14 protein-coding genes are annotated in these 13,111 nt (G+C 66.7%); 13 read left to right on the forward strand and 1 reads right to left on the reverse strand.

Annotated elements, in window-relative coordinates; all coding sequences use genetic code 11:
* The first annotated feature begins 228 nt into the window (after positions 1–228).
* The 4 genes from nirB (at position 229) to cobA (ending at position 6,658) form a co-directional block, all read left to right on the forward strand.
* Positions 229–2,739 (forward strand): nitrite reductase large subunit NirB, encoded by a 2,511-nt coding sequence (nirB, locus tag RPR59_RS13430; RefSeq protein ID WP_313914880.1) that lies wholly within the window; start codon positions 229–231, stop codon positions 2,737–2,739.
* Complete coding sequence (gene nirD / locus RPR59_RS13435; protein ID WP_313914882.1) at positions 2,736–3,074, forward strand: nitrite reductase small subunit NirD; 339 nt, start codon at positions 2,736–2,738, stop codon at positions 3,072–3,074. Before nirB ends, nirD begins: the two co-directional genes overlap by 4 nt.
* 217 nt (positions 3,075–3,291) lie before the next feature.
* Positions 3,292–5,883, forward strand: coding sequence for a molybdopterin-dependent oxidoreductase (locus RPR59_RS13440; RefSeq protein WP_432280265.1), 2,592 nt, complete (start codon positions 3,292–3,294; stop codon positions 5,881–5,883).
* A complete protein-coding gene (gene cobA, locus RPR59_RS13445) occupies positions 5,876–6,658 on the forward strand; it encodes a uroporphyrinogen-III C-methyltransferase (RefSeq protein WP_313914884.1) in 783 nt (260 codons plus the stop codon). The genes RPR59_RS13440 and cobA overlap by 8 nt, the downstream gene beginning before the upstream one ends.
* Positions 6,659–6,775: 117 nt before the next feature.
* Here cobA and RPR59_RS13450 read toward each other — a convergent pair whose 3' ends face one another.
* Entirely contained in the window at positions 6,776–7,111 is a 336-nt protein-coding gene (locus RPR59_RS13450; RefSeq protein ID WP_313914886.1) for a hypothetical protein, read from the reverse strand.
* Positions 7,112–7,152: 41 nt separating this feature from the next.
* On the opposite strand from RPR59_RS13450, the gene RPR59_RS13455 reads away from it, so the two are divergent.
* From RPR59_RS13455 to arsH, 9 genes are all read left to right on the forward strand, one after another.
* The gene (locus RPR59_RS13455; protein ID WP_313914888.1) at positions 7,153–7,359 is read left to right on the forward strand and encodes an SDR family oxidoreductase; all 207 of its coding nucleotides are present in this window, start codon (positions 7,153–7,155) and stop codon (positions 7,357–7,359) included.
* 113 nt (positions 7,360–7,472) lie between these two features.
* Positions 7,473–7,928 carry a carboxymuconolactone decarboxylase family protein gene (locus tag RPR59_RS13460; protein WP_313914891.1) on the forward strand — a complete coding sequence of 152 codons (456 nt, stop codon included), beginning with the start codon at positions 7,473–7,475 and terminating at the stop codon, positions 7,926–7,928.
* Positions 7,925–8,779: a sigma-70 family RNA polymerase sigma factor gene (locus RPR59_RS13465; protein WP_313914893.1), complete on the forward strand. Its 855-nt coding sequence runs from the start codon at positions 7,925–7,927 to the stop codon at positions 8,777–8,779. The genes RPR59_RS13460 and RPR59_RS13465 overlap by 4 nt, the downstream gene beginning before the upstream one ends.
* A gap of 626 nt (positions 8,780–9,405) precedes the next feature.
* Positions 9,406–9,738 (forward strand): ArsR/SmtB family transcription factor, encoded by a 333-nt coding sequence (locus RPR59_RS13470; RefSeq protein WP_133497229.1) that lies wholly within the window; start codon positions 9,406–9,408, stop codon positions 9,736–9,738.
* Positions 9,739–9,749: 11 nt separating this feature from the next.
* Complete coding sequence (locus tag RPR59_RS13475; protein ID WP_133497230.1) at positions 9,750–10,283, forward strand: arsenate reductase ArsC; 534 nt, start codon at positions 9,750–9,752, stop codon at positions 10,281–10,283.
* Positions 10,280–10,711, forward strand: a complete 432-nt coding sequence (gene arsC, locus RPR59_RS13480) for an arsenate reductase (glutaredoxin) (RefSeq protein WP_313914900.1) — start codon at positions 10,280–10,282, stop codon at positions 10,709–10,711. The genes RPR59_RS13475 and arsC overlap by 4 nt, the downstream gene beginning before the upstream one ends.
* Positions 10,711–11,997 (forward strand): arsenic transporter, encoded by a 1,287-nt coding sequence (locus tag RPR59_RS13485; RefSeq protein ID WP_313914903.1) that lies wholly within the window; start codon positions 10,711–10,713, stop codon positions 11,995–11,997. The genes arsC and RPR59_RS13485 overlap by 1 nt, the downstream gene beginning before the upstream one ends.
* Entirely contained in the window at positions 11,994–12,317 is a 324-nt protein-coding gene (locus RPR59_RS13490) for a YnfA family protein (RefSeq protein WP_133497233.1), read from the forward strand. The genes RPR59_RS13485 and RPR59_RS13490 overlap by 4 nt, the downstream gene beginning before the upstream one ends.
* Before the next feature lie 23 nt (positions 12,318–12,340).
* Positions 12,341–13,084 (forward strand): arsenical resistance protein ArsH, encoded by a 744-nt coding sequence (arsH, locus tag RPR59_RS13495; RefSeq protein ID WP_313914906.1) that lies wholly within the window; start codon positions 12,341–12,343, stop codon positions 13,082–13,084.
* Positions 13,085–13,111 lie beyond the last annotated feature (27 nt).

Genomic DNA, 13,111 nt, shown 5'->3' on the forward strand with positions numbered 1-13,111 from the left:
ACGAGCGGGGCCTGCGCGGGGCTTTGCTTCCCCCCAATCAACAAGCCTCTTGAGTGCGCGGCGACAATCGGATATTGTTGCACCGCAACAGGGCGATGATGCCCGCGTGACATAGCCGCGATGGTCCGCCGTTGGATCGTCAAGGCGCGAATGATGGCAAGGCCGCCATCCAGGCCCCGCTCGAAACGGGGTCCGGATGGCGGCCTTTTTCGTTTTGGAGCGAGACGAATGGACATACACGATTCTCCGTCGCCCGGCGCGACCGACGCGATCGAGATCGCGACGCCCCGCCCCCGCGAGCATCTGGTGGTGATCGGCAACGGCATGGCCGGCTGCCGCGCGGTCGAGGAATTGCTGGCGCGCGATGCGGGCCGGTTTCGCGTATCCATTTTCGGTGCCGAGCCGCACGTCAATTACAACCGCATCATGCTGTCGCCCGTTCTCGCCGGCGAGAAGACGTTCGACGACATCGTCATCAACGGTCACGACTGGTATCAGGATAACGGCATCGAACTGATCGCCGGCGACCCGGTGGCCGCGATCGACCGGGCGGCGAAAACGGTGACATCGCAGGCCGGACGCACGATCGGCTACGACAAGCTGCTGATCGCCACCGGATCGGACCCGTTCATCATCCCGGTGCCCGGCCACGACCTGCCCGGCGTGATCAGCTTCCGCGACATGGCGGATGTCGATGCGATGCTGGCGGCGGCCGCGACCGGCGGCGATGCGGTGGTGATCGGCGGCGGCCTGCTCGGGCTGGAGGCAGCGCACGGGCTTATGCTGCGCGGCATGAAGGTGACGGTGCTGCACCTGATGCCGACGCTGATGGAGCGCCAGCTCGACGAGGCGGCCGGCTGGCTGCTCAAGACCGCGCTCGAGGACCGCGGCCAGACCGTCCTGACCGGCGCCGACACCGCCGAAATCCACGGCGACGGCAAGGTCGCGGGCGTGCGGCTGAAGGACGGCCGCGACATCCCGGCGAGCCTGGTGGTGATGGCGGTCGGCATCCGGCCTTCAGTGGCGCTGGCGCGCGCCTCTGGCCTCGCGGTCGGACGCGGCATTCAGGTCGACGATCATATGGTCACATCCGACCCCGACGTGCTCGCGGTCGGTGAATGCGTCGAGCATGACGGGCAGGTTTATGGCCTCGTCGTGCCTTTGTGGGAGATGTGCCGCGCGCTGGCCGACGGGCTGGTCGGGAAACCCACCGGCTATCGCGGCTCCGTCACCTCGACCAAGCTCAAGGTCGCGGGGCTCGACGTGTTTTCGGCGGGCGACTTTTCCGGCGGGGAGAATTGCGAGGACATCGTGCTGCGCGACGGCGCGCGCGGCATCTACAAGCGGGTGGTATTGCGCGACAACCGGATCATCGGCGCGGTGCTCTATGGCGATACCGGTGACGGCGGCTGGTATTTCGACCTGCTCAAAAAAGGAGAGGATGTCGCCGATATCCGCGACGTGCTGATCTACGGCCAGGCCTTCGCCTCCGGAGGTGGGCGGGCGGACCCTAAGGCGGCCGTTGCGGCGCTCTCGGACGACGCCGAGATCTGCGGCTGCAACGGCGTCTCCAAGGGCAAGGTCGTCGCCTGCATCGAGGACGGCGCGACGAGCCTCGACACGGTGCGCGCGACCTGCAAGGCCTCGGCCTCGTGCGGGTCGTGCACTGACCTCGTCGAGACGCTGCTGGCGCTGACGCTCGGCGACAGCGTCGAGAGCGGGCCGAAGACGCTGTGCGAGTGCACCAGCTTCACCCATGACGACGTTCGCCGCGAGATCGTCGCGCAAGAACTGAAGTCGATCCCCGAGGTGATGCAGAAGCTGCACTGGTCGACCCCCGACGGCTGCTCCTCATGCCGGCCTGCGCTCAATTATTACCTGCTGTGCGCCTGGCCGGGCGATTATGCGGACGACCAGCAGAGCCGCTTCGTCAACGAACGCCTGCACGCCAACATCCAGAAGGACGGCACCTATTCGGTGGTGCCGCGCATGTGGGGCGGCATCACCTCGCCGACCGAATTGCGCGCGATCGCCGACGTGGTCGAGAAATATGACGCGCCGATGGTCAAGGTGACGGGCGGCCAGCGGCTCGACATCTTCGGCATCAGGAAGGAAGACCTGCCGGCCGTCTGGGCCGATCTGAACGCTGCCGGCATGGTTTCCGGCCACGCATACGGCAAGGCGCTGCGCACGGTGAAGACCTGCGTCGGTTCCGAATGGTGCCGCTTCGGCACGCAGGATTCGACTGGACTGGGCGTCAAGCTGGAACGGATGAGCTGGGGATCGTGGATGCCCCACAAGTTCAAGATCGCGGTGTCGGGCTGTCCGCGCAACTGCGCCGAGGCGACGATCAAGGATTTCGGCGTGGTATGCGTCGATTCGGGCTACGAGCTGCACGTCGGCGGCAATGGCGGCACGAAGGTCCGCGCGACCGACCTGCTCTGCAAGGTCGCGACCGAGCGCGAGGCGATGGAGTATTGCGCCGCCTTCATCCAGCTCTATCGCGAGGAAGCTCGCTATCTGGAGCGCACCGCGCCGTGGATCGAGCGCGTCGGGCTCGATACCGTCAAGGCGCGGATCATCGACGATGCCGAGGGCCGCGCGGCGCTGACCGATCGCTTCCTGTTCTCGCAAAGCTTCAGCCAGGACGATCCCTGGGCCGAGCGCGCCGCCGGCGCCCGGCCCGAGCATCACACTCCGATGGCGGCGTTCACCCCCCGGACGGAGGAAATGGCATGATCGGCGATTGGCTCGATATCGGCTGGCTCGATGAAATCCCGGTGCGCGGCGCGCGCACCGTGCCGGTTGCTGGCGGGGACGAGATCGCGGTGTTCCGCACCAGCGACGACAAGGTGTTCGCGCTCGCCAACCGCTGCCCGCACAAGAACGGCCCGCTGAGCCAGGGCATCGTCCACGGCCACAGCGTGACCTGCCCGCTGCACAATTGGAAGATCGCGCTCGCCACCGGCGAGGCACAGGGTGCCGACAACGGGTGTACGCCGGTGATCCCGGCCAAGGTCAGCGCCGGCCGCGTGCTGATCTGCCGCGCCAGCACGCTGAAGGCGGCGGCGTGAAGATGAGCGCCCTATTCCTCCCCGGCGTGGGGAGGGAGACCAAGGCGCGAAGCGGCTTGGTGGAGGGGCGTCGACACTGGGCGATTCGCACGTGGCGAAGGCCCCTCCACCACCGGCCTGCGGCCGGCGGTCCCCAGCTTCGGGTTGGCCATGCCCCGCATGGCCAAGGATCGTCCGGGGGACGATCCGACCCGAAACTCCGTGCCGGGGAGGAGCGATGACCACCACTCGCACCACCTGCGCCTATTGCGGCGTCGGCTGCGGGGTGCTTGCAACGCCGACCGGTGAACGGACGGCGACGATCGCCGGTGATCCGCAGCATCCCGCCAATCGCGGCCGGCTGTGCTCCAAGGGCACGCATCTGGGCGAGACGATCGGGCTCGATGGCCGCATGCTCCACCCCACGATCGGCAAGCGCCGGGCGCGCTGGGACAAGGCGCTCGATCTGGTGGCAAAGCGCTTCCGCGAGACGATCGCGCGGTACGGGCCGGGCAGCGTCGCCTTCTATGTCTCGGGCCAGTTGCTGACCGAGGATTATTACGTCGCCAACAAGCTGATGAAGGGCTTCATCGGCTCGGCCAATATCGACACGAATTCGCGGCTGTGCATGTCGAGTGCGGTCGCCGGGCACATGCGCGCGTTCGGCGAGGATCTCGTCGCCGGCAGCTATGACGATATCGACGCCGCCGATTTGATCGTGCTGGTCGGCTCCAACGCCGCCTGGTGCCACCCGATCGTCTATCAGCGCATCCGCGCGCGGTGCGAGGCAGGTGCGAAACTGGTGGTGATCGACCCGCGCCGCACCGAGACCGCCGGCGAGGCCGATTGCCACCTCGCGCTCAAGCCCGGCAGCGACGTTGCGCTGATGAACGGGCTGCTGGCGCATTGCCGGCGCGAAGGCGTGCTGGATACGGCGTTCCTCGCCGATCACGTCGCCGTGCCGGAGGGTTTCTGGAAGGCGCTCGACGACGGCCATGATCTGTGGACGATCGCGCGCACCTGCGACCTGCCGCCGATGGAGCTCAAGCGCTTCTACGACCTGTTCGCCGCGACGCCGCGCACCGTCACGATGTTCAGCCAGGGCATCAACCAGTCGATCCGGGGAACCGATCAGGTCAACGCGATCATCAACGTACATCTCGCCACCGGGCGGATCGGCAAACCGGGTGCTGCCCCCTTCTCGATCACCGGCCAGCCCAATGCGATGGGCGGGCGCGAGGTCGGCGGCCTCGCCTCGACGCTGGCGGCGCATCGCGGTTTCGAGGCGGCGGACGTCGCCGAGGTCGGCCGCTTCTGGGCCGCGCCCAACATGGCGACCAAGCCGGGTCTGAAGGCGGTCGACCTGTTCCGCGCGGTCGGCGAGGGCCGGATCAAGGCGCTGTGGATCATGGCGACCAACCCGGCAGTGTCGATGCCCGACGCCGGCACGGTGCGCGCGGCGCTGGCCACGTGCCCGTTCGTCGTCGTCTCCGACGTGATCGCCGAGACCGACACCAGCCGCTACGCGCACGTCCGCCTGCCCGCCGCCGCCTGGGGCGAGAAGGACGGCACCGTCACCAATTCCGAGCGCATGGTGAGCCGCCAGCGCGCCTTCCTGCCGCTTCCCGGCGAGGCGCGGCCCGACTGGTGGATCATCAAGGAGGTCGCCCGGCGGATGGGCTGGCGCACCGCCTTCGCATACGATCGTCCCGCCGACATCTGGCGCGAGCATGCCCGGCTGACAACCTATCGCAACGGCGGCCGGCGTCTGCTCGATCTTCGCGGACGAACCGCGATCGGCAATATGGATTACGATGCGATGGCGCCGTTTCGTTGGGTCGAGCGCCCATTCACCGACAGTCGTTTCCCGATGCCCGACGGCAAAGCCCGGCTTGTGCCGGTGGCGCAACGGCGGACGCAAAAGCCGCTGCGCGCCTGGCCGCTGACGCTCAATACCGGACGGTATCGCGACCAGTGGCACACGATGACGCGCACCGGCCTCAGCCCGAAGCTCGCCCGTCACCGCGACGAGCCGCTGGTCGAGGTCCATCCAGCCGATACCGAACGGTTCGGGCTCGTCGATGGCGGGCTGGGCCGGGTTGTCACGCCGCAGGGCGACAGCCTGTTTCGGGTTCAGGTGAGCGAAAGCCAGCGCCCCGGCGAGTTGTTCACGCCCATTCACTGGACCGACCGGCAATCGACCGGCGGCCGCACCGGGCTGCTGACGCGATCGCTGACCGATCCATGGTCGGGTCAGCCCGGCTTCAAGATCGCGCCGGCGCGGCTCGAGCCGGTCACCGTCGACTGGCGCGGCTTCCTTATCGCGCGCGGGTCAGTGAAGGCGCCCGACTGCCTGTGGTCGACGCGGGTGACGGTGCCCGGTGGCGTCCTGTTCGAACTGGCCGGCGACGGCGACCCGGCCGCGCTCGAGGCGGCTATGCCCAAAGGCGCGCGGATCGAGGCGAGCGACCCGGCACGCGGCAACCGGCGAGTGGCGGTGCTCGACGACAATCGGCTGGCGGCAGTGCTGTTCGTCGCCGCCAGCGGTGAATTGCCCGGCCGCGACTGGCTGATCGCGCAACTCGATACCAAGCAGGGGCCCGAGGTGCTCGCCGGCCGCGCGCCCGATGACGAACCCGATCGCGGGCCGATCGTCTGCACCTGTTTCGATGCCGGACTGAAGACGATCCTGGCGACGATCCGCGAGCAACGCCTCGCCGATGTCGCGGCGATCGGCGAGGCGCTCGGCGCCGGCACCAATTGCGGCTCGTGCCGCCCGGCGCTCGCCCGGATCCTCGATGAAGAACTGACGGAGGCCGCCAATGGATGACGATTTCACGCCGCGCACGGTCTGGCTGGTCGGAGCCGGCCCCGGCGATCCCGAGTTGCTCACCCGCAAGGCAGCGCGATTGCTGGCGCGTGCGGACATCGTTTTTTACGACGCACTCGTCGGTGCTGGCGTGCTCGACCTCGCGGCACCAGCGGAGTTGATCTGTGTCGGCAAGCGTTCTGGCCGGCACTCGAAGGATCAAAGAACGATCGACGCCCTGATCGTCGATGCCGCGCTGGCAGACAAGCGCGTGGTCCGGCTGAAGGGCGGCGATCCGCCGATCTTCGGCCGCTCGGCGGAGGAGTTGGCGGCTTGCGCAGCCTATGGCGTGCCTGTGCGCATCTGTCCCGGCATCACCGCCGCCAGCGCGGCCGCGGCGAGCGGACTTGCGTCGCTCACCCTGCGGGGCAGCGCACGACAGCTCACATTCGTAACCGCACATGCCCGATCGGGTGAGGCGCTCGATCTCGACTGGGCGACGCTGGCGCGCACCGATACCACGCTCGCCATCTATATGGGCCGCGCGGCCGCGCCCGACATCGCGCGGAAGCTGATCGCAGCGGGCCGCGCGCCGGACACGCCGGTGATGATCGCCGTCAACGCCTCGCTTCCGAACGAGCGCCTGATCCGCGGGCGGCTGGACGCGCTGCCATTCCTGGTGAAAGCACTCGGCAACAGCGACCCGACGCTGCTCCTGATCGGTGAGGCTTGCCGACCAACGATCGTAAACGAAGCACGTCCCCGCGATTCGATCGCAGCATGTGCCCTCAGGTGAAACCTGCCAGACGCCTGCCAAGCGACACATTTTCTCGCCCACCGCGATGCCGAGCGTCAGCATTCGGGCGTTGCGACAGAATCCGTGAATGGCAAATTCGGGCATGAAGCGGAGTCGTTACTCGGGTAGGCCGCCCGAGTGCGCGGCTTCCGGCCCGTTATTCCCCATAAGAAAACGCCATTCCCCGTAAGAAAACGCCGGCGGCAATTCGCGGCTTGGTGCGGCGATGGCGAGGGCGTTCGCCGGTGAAGGCGCTCGGGTCGCGATCAACTGTCTGGTCGCCCCCGACGCGACCGATATGCTGGTGAGGCAATTCACCGGCGCCGGCGTGCAGGCGCTTGGATTGAAGGCGGACATCAGCGCGCCGCTGCGGTCGAGGCGATGTTCGCCAAGGTCGACGAAGCCTGGGGCGGGACCGACGTGCTGGCCAACAATGCCGGGATCGACGGTCATGCCGCGCTCGCTGCGAAGCCGAGCCGAGCGCCTGGGGCGAGGTGATCGACATCAATCGGAAGGGCACGTTCCTTCGTGCGCGGCAAGCGCCGGAGGATATCGCCCGGACGGCGGTCGTGCTCGCTTCGGACATTGCCGGCTATGTCACGGGGACGACGGTGTTCGTCGACGGTGGCATGACCGATTATCCTCGTTCGCGCATGGCGGCTGATCGCGCGATGGACGACGCATCGGGGATCATGGCCTGATCCGCGACATGCGTGCGGCCGCGTCCGCAAAATGCAATAATCTGCTCGCCGCATGTCACGAACCGGCTCGCTGTCTCGTCAGGTCCGCGCAACCCGACGAAAGGACCGCAAACATGACCGACCGTATCAATCCCTATGCCGCCGCGCCTGCGTTGCTCAAGATGTGGCTGGACTTCTCCGACCAGGTCGCCGCGGGCGGGCTCGAAAAGCCGTTGCTCGAACTGGTCAAGATCCGCGCATCACAGATCAACGGATGCGCCAACTGCCTCAACATGCACAGCTATGAAGCGCGGCAGGCCGGCGAGAGCGAGCAGCGCATTGCCGTTCTGACGGCATGGCACGACGCGCCATGCTATACTGATCGCGAGCGCGCTGCGCTCGACTGGACCGAACATCTGACGCTGATTGCCGACAAGCGTGCGCCGCAGCATGTCTATGACGCATTGGACGCCCAGTTCAGCCAGGAGGAGCAGGTTACGCTGACCATGATGATCAACGTCATCAACGGCTGGAACCGGCTGGCGGTCGGTTTCGACCTGTTCGCGCCGGAACTGGGCTGGAAGCGGTGAACGACGCTGCGGCCATCTTCGATGCGCTGCGGCCGCCGCTGTTACGGGTTGCGTATCGCATGCTCGGGTCGATGGCCGATGCGGAGGACGTGGTGCAGGACGCGTGGCTGCGCTGGGCACATGCCGATCGCGAAGCCGTTCGCGTCCCGGAGGCATTCCTGCGCCGTGTCGTCACGCGGCTGTGCCTCGATCAGCTCAAATCGGCGCGGGCGCGGCGCGAGGACTATTTCGGCCCGTGGCTGCCGGATCCGGTGGTCGAAGCGGATATGGAGGAGGACGTCACCCTCCCGCTGATGCTGGCGCTTGAACGGCTATCGCCGCTCGAACGCGCCGCGTTTCTTCTCCACGACGTGTTCGGCGAGAGTTTCGATGCCATCGCCGAGATCCTTCGCCGCGATCCGGCCGCTTGCCGACAGCTCGCCAGCCGCGCCCGTGAGCATGTCCGTGCGGAAAAACCGCGCTTTCCGGTGGAGCGATCGCGCGGGTTTGAGATAGCGCAGGCGTTCTTCGCCGCCTCGCGCGGCGGTGAAATCGCACGGCTGAGCACGATGCTGGCGGAGGATGTCAGCCTTTATTCGGACGGCGGCGGCAAGCGGCCGGCGGCGGGCCGCGTTATGCGCGGAGCGGGCGAGGTCATCCGCACCTTTGCCGCGATCGCGCGGCTTATGCGCGGGGGGACGGGAAAGCTCGTGCGCTATGCCCATATCAATGGCCTGCCAGGCTTCGTCACGCGCGAGCAGGACGGCATTCTCCAGACGACCGCGTTGCTGATCGAGCATGACCGGGTCAAGGCAATCTATGTAATGCGCAATCCCGACAAGCTCCGGCACCTCGAAGCGCCGTCGCATTGACGTTCAAAAATCGACGCCGGAGAGCGACCCGCAGATAAAGACGGTTGGCGTCGGTGAACTTGTAGGGTTTGGCGTGCGGTCTGACGGCGCGCAGCTTCGCATCGGGCGACAATTTCAGTCTCCCAAAGTACCATGTTTTTTGACCGCTCGTACCACATTCTCGCACCTCCGAACGCCGGAAGGCCATGAACGGCCGCGGCCGAACCGGTCAGCTAAACGTCGGCTTTTACGAGGAAAATTCGATATCGGTGGCCCTTTAGGCCCCTGCGGAACAGCCCGTGGCGGAGACGGAGTCCGCCTTGCCGCACTGAAATTAAAGGGTTTTATCGGGTTTACTGATCTTCGTCATAAAAGCGGTCATAAAATAGTCGCCGACCGGTGGCGTTCGTTGGCGCTTCGAAGTGAACGTTCGTTGCGCTCTTGCTCTCGCGACGACCGAGACGAGTGATGCTGTATACTCGAGTTCCTCAAGTTCACTCTCGCCAACTGCCAGCATTTTCGGCCTGAACTGGCCCGCTTGCCGACATTCCGCCTTTAGCAACGGCTACATAGATAGCGGCCGCGATCCATCGTAAATCTACGATGCGAATTGACCGGGCGCATTCCCATCGACAAAAGTCGATGGGATGACGACTGACGACGCCCTCGCAGCGCTTGCCTCGCTCGCGCATCCGACGCGACTTGCCGCCTTCCGCCTGCTCGTTCAGGCCGAGCCCGACGGGCTTTCGACCGGTCAGCTCGTCGATGCTTCCGGTCTCTCCCAGAGCACATTTTCGAGCCATCTCGCCATCCTCGTCGCCGCCGGGCTCGTCATTCCGGACAAGCGCGGGCGGCAAATGATCCAGCGCGCCGATATCGAGCGACTGCGCGCGCTGATGCTGTTTCTCGCCAAGGATTGCTGTGGCGGTCGCGCCGAGCTGTGCGCGCCGCTCGTCACCGAACTCGCCGATTGCTGCTGAAGGAGCCGATCATGCCTGAGCGTTCCTACAACGCGCTGTTCCTGTGCACGGGCAATTCCGCCCGGTCGATCATGGCCGAGGCGCTGCTCAATCGCGACGGCGAAGGCCGGTTCCGCGCCTATAGCGCGGGCAGCTTCCCGAAGGATGCGCCGCATCCGATGGCGCTGAAGCTGATCACGCAGATGGGCCTTCCCACCGATGGCTATCGCTCGAAGAGCTGGGACGAATTCGCCGGCCCCGATGCGCCAACGATCGATTTGATCTTCACCGTGTGTGACGATGCGGCCGGCGAGGCCTGCCCGGTATGGCCCGGCTATCCGATGACCGCGCATTGGGGGATCGAGGATCCGACCGCCGCCGAAGGCCCCGGGCAGGAACAGGCGTTCCTCACCGCGATGCGTTATCTCCATACCCGCATCCAGTTGCTGCTTGCCTTGCCGATAGAGAGCCTTGACCGGCTCGCGCTCAAGCGCAGCCTGAACGAGATCGGCGCCCGCGACGGCGCGACCCCGCTCGCGCAGGGCACGCCGGAAGGTGCGGCATGACCGCGATCGACGTCGTCATCTATCACAATCCCGATTGCGGCACCTCGCGCAACACGCTGGCGATGATCCGCAATGCGGGAATCGAGCCGCATGTGATCGAGTATCTCAAGACGCCGCCGTCGCGCGCGATGCTCGAGCAACTGATCGCCCGTGCTGGGCTGACCCCGCGCGCGCTGCTGCGCGAAAAGGGCACGCCCTATGCCGAGCTTGGCCTCGGTGATGAAAGCCTGAGCGACAAGGCGCTGATCGACGCGATGATGGCGCATCCGATCCTCATCAACCGGCCGCTGGTGGTGACGCCGGTCGGGGTCAGGCTGTGCCGTCCCTCGGAAGTCGTGCTCGACATCCTCCCGAACCCGCAGCGCGGCGCCTTCACCAAGGAGGACGGCGAGCGCGTCGCCGACGATGCCGGTAAGCGTATCGCCTGATGCTGCTCGCGATCCTGATCTTCGTCGCCACGATCGCGCTGGTGATCTGGCAGCCCAAGGGGCTGGGCATTGGCTGGAGCGCGATCGGCGGCGCGGTCGTCGCGCTGCTGACAGGCGTCATCTCACTCGGCGACATTCCGGTCGTTTGGGACATTATTTGGAACGCCACCGGCGCCTTCGTCGCGATCATCCTCATCAGCCTGATCCTCGACCGCGCCGGCTTCTTCGAATGGGCGGCGCTGCATGTCGCGCGCTGGGGCGGCGGCGACGGGCGCTGGCTGTTCGCGCTGGTCGTGCTGCTCGGCGCAGGGGTCGCGGCGCTGTTCGCCAATGACGGCGCGGCGCTGATCCTGACGCCGATCGTCATCGCGATGCTGCGCGCGCTGGGCTATGACGAGAAGGCGACGCTGGCTTTCGTGATGGCGGCGGGGTTCATCGCCGATACCTCCAGCCTGCCGCTGGTCGTCTCCAATCTCGTCAATATCGTCTCGGCTGATTTTTTCCATATCGGCTTCGGCCGCTATGCGCTGGTGATGATCCCGGTCGATCTCGCCGCGATTGCTGCGACGCTGGCGGCGCTGATGATCTTCTTCCGCAAAGATATTCCGGCCCGCTACGACGTCGCGCAATTGCGCGCGCCCGCCGAGGCGATCCGCGACCACGCCACCTTCCGCGCCGGTTGGGTGGTGCTGGCGTTGCTGCTCGCCGGGTTCTTCGTGCTCGATCCGCTCGGCGTGCCGGTGAGCGCGGTGGCCGCCGTCGGCGCCGTCGTGCTCATCGCCATTGCCGCGCGCGGCCCCGTCATCCCGACGCGCACGGTGATCCGCGAGGCCCCTTGGCAGGTCGTGATCTTCTCGCTCGGCATGTATCTGGTCGTCTACGGTCTCAAGAATGCCGGGCTGACCGACGCGCTGGCCGGGCTGCTGACCCGCGCGAGCGAGGGCGGGGTGTGGGGCGCGGCATTCGGCACCGGCATCCTGGCGGCATTGCTGTCGTCGATCATGAACAACATGCCGACTGTGCTCGTCGGCGCGCTGTCGATCGACGCGACGCAGGCCACCGGCACAGTGCACCAGGCGATGGTCTACGCCAACGTCATCGGTTGCGACCTCGGGCCCAAGATCACCCCGATCGGCTCGCTGGCCACGCTCTTGTGGCTGCACGTGCTGGGGCAGAAGGGCGTGAAGATCGCCTGGGGCTATTATTTCCGCGTCGGCATCACGCTGACGACGCCGATCCTGCTCGTGACGCTGGCGGCGCTGGCGCTGCGCCTGACGCTGGCATGACCGGCTATCTCGCCTATCCGCTGGCCGCGCTGTGCGAGATCGCGGGCTGCTTCGCGTTCTGGGCGTGGTGGCGGCTCGACCGCACGCCGGCTTGGATCGTCCCGGGGCTCGCCGTGCTCGCGCTGTTCGCCTGGCTGCTCGCGCAGGTGCCGACCGACGAAGCCGGGCGTGCCTATGCCGCCTATGGCGGCGTCTATGTGGCTGCTTCGCTGCTATGGCTGTGGGTCGTCGAAGGCACGACGCCCGATCGCTGGGACGTCGCCGGCGGTGCGGTCGTGCTCGCCGGCGCCGCCATCATCCTGTTCGGCCCGCGCGGCTGAGCTTTCTGTTTTCGGAGTTTCGCTTGTCCCGTCTGCGCCCGCTTCCCGAGCTCGATCACCTTCCCGCGCTCGACCCGGCCTATGTCCATGAACGGCCCGCGCTCGGACTCGGCGATGACAGCCCGCGCCCGCGCATTCTGCTGCTCTACGGCAGCCTGCGCGAGCGATCCTATTCGCGGCTCGCGGTCGAGGAGGCGGCGCGGCTGTTGCACTTGTTCGGCGCGGAGACCCGCATCTTCAATCCCGCCGACCTGCCGCTGCCCGATCAGATCGCTGGCGACGATCACCCCGCCGTTACCGAGCTGCGCGAACACGCCTTCTGGTCCGAGGGCATGGTGTGGTGCAGCCCCGAACGCCACGGCCAGGTCAGCGCGATCATGAAAGCGCAGATCGATCACTTGCCGCTCAACATCGGCGGCATGCGGCCGACGCAGGGGCGCACGCTCGCGGTGATGCAGGTCTCGGGCGGCTCGCAGTCGTTCAACAGCGTCAACACGCTGCGCCTGCTCGGCCGCTGGATGCGGATGGTGACGATCCCCAACCAGTCAAGCGTGCCCAAGGCCTATGAGGAGTTCGACGAGACCGGGCGGATGAAACCCTCGCCGCTCTATGACCGCATCGTCGACGTGATGGAGGAGCTGGTGCGCTTCACCGTGCTGCTCCGTCCCCATGCCGAGCAACTGGTCGATCGCTATTCGGAGCGCAAAGCGGATGACCGCCCCCTCGACCCAAATCAAGACCTGTCAGCAATCGCCATTCGCTCGTGATTGGATGATCGCTTCCAGCGTTAGCAT

Origin of the sequence: Stakelama saccharophila (assembly GCF_032229225.1) — a bacterium.
Classification (GTDB): Bacteria; Pseudomonadota; Alphaproteobacteria; order Sphingomonadales; family Sphingomonadaceae; genus Sphingomonas; species Sphingomonas saccharophila.

What these genes read in the sequence shown, in the direction of transcription:
- nirB (WP_313914880.1), top strand. Translation starts at nt 229, where the DNA reads ATGGACATACACGATTCTCCGTCGCCCGGCGCGACCGACGCGATCGAG.
- nirD (WP_313914882.1), top strand. Translation starts at nt 2,736, where the DNA reads ATGATCGGCGATTGGCTCGATATCGGCTGGCTCGATGAAATCCCGGTG.
- RPR59_RS13440 (WP_432280265.1), top strand. Translation starts at nt 3,292, where the DNA reads ATGACCACCACTCGCACCACCTGCGCCTATTGCGGCGTCGGCTGCGGG.
- cobA (WP_313914884.1), top strand. Translation starts at nt 5,876, where the DNA reads ATGGATGACGATTTCACGCCGCGCACGGTCTGGCTGGTCGGAGCCGGC.
- RPR59_RS13450 (WP_313914886.1), bottom strand. Translation starts at nt 7,111, where the DNA reads ATGACCGTCGATCCCGGCATTGTTGGCCAGCACGTCGGTCCCGCCCCA.
- RPR59_RS13460 (WP_313914891.1), top strand. Translation starts at nt 7,473, where the DNA reads ATGACCGACCGTATCAATCCCTATGCCGCCGCGCCTGCGTTGCTCAAG.
- RPR59_RS13470 (WP_133497229.1), top strand. Translation starts at nt 9,406, where the DNA reads ATGACGACTGACGACGCCCTCGCAGCGCTTGCCTCGCTCGCGCATCCG.
- RPR59_RS13475 (WP_133497230.1), top strand. Translation starts at nt 9,750, where the DNA reads ATGCCTGAGCGTTCCTACAACGCGCTGTTCCTGTGCACGGGCAATTCC.
- arsC (WP_313914900.1), top strand. Translation starts at nt 10,280, where the DNA reads ATGACCGCGATCGACGTCGTCATCTATCACAATCCCGATTGCGGCACC.
- RPR59_RS13485 (WP_313914903.1), top strand. Translation starts at nt 10,711, where the DNA reads ATGCTGCTCGCGATCCTGATCTTCGTCGCCACGATCGCGCTGGTGATC.
- RPR59_RS13490 (WP_133497233.1), top strand. Translation starts at nt 11,994, where the DNA reads ATGACCGGCTATCTCGCCTATCCGCTGGCCGCGCTGTGCGAGATCGCG.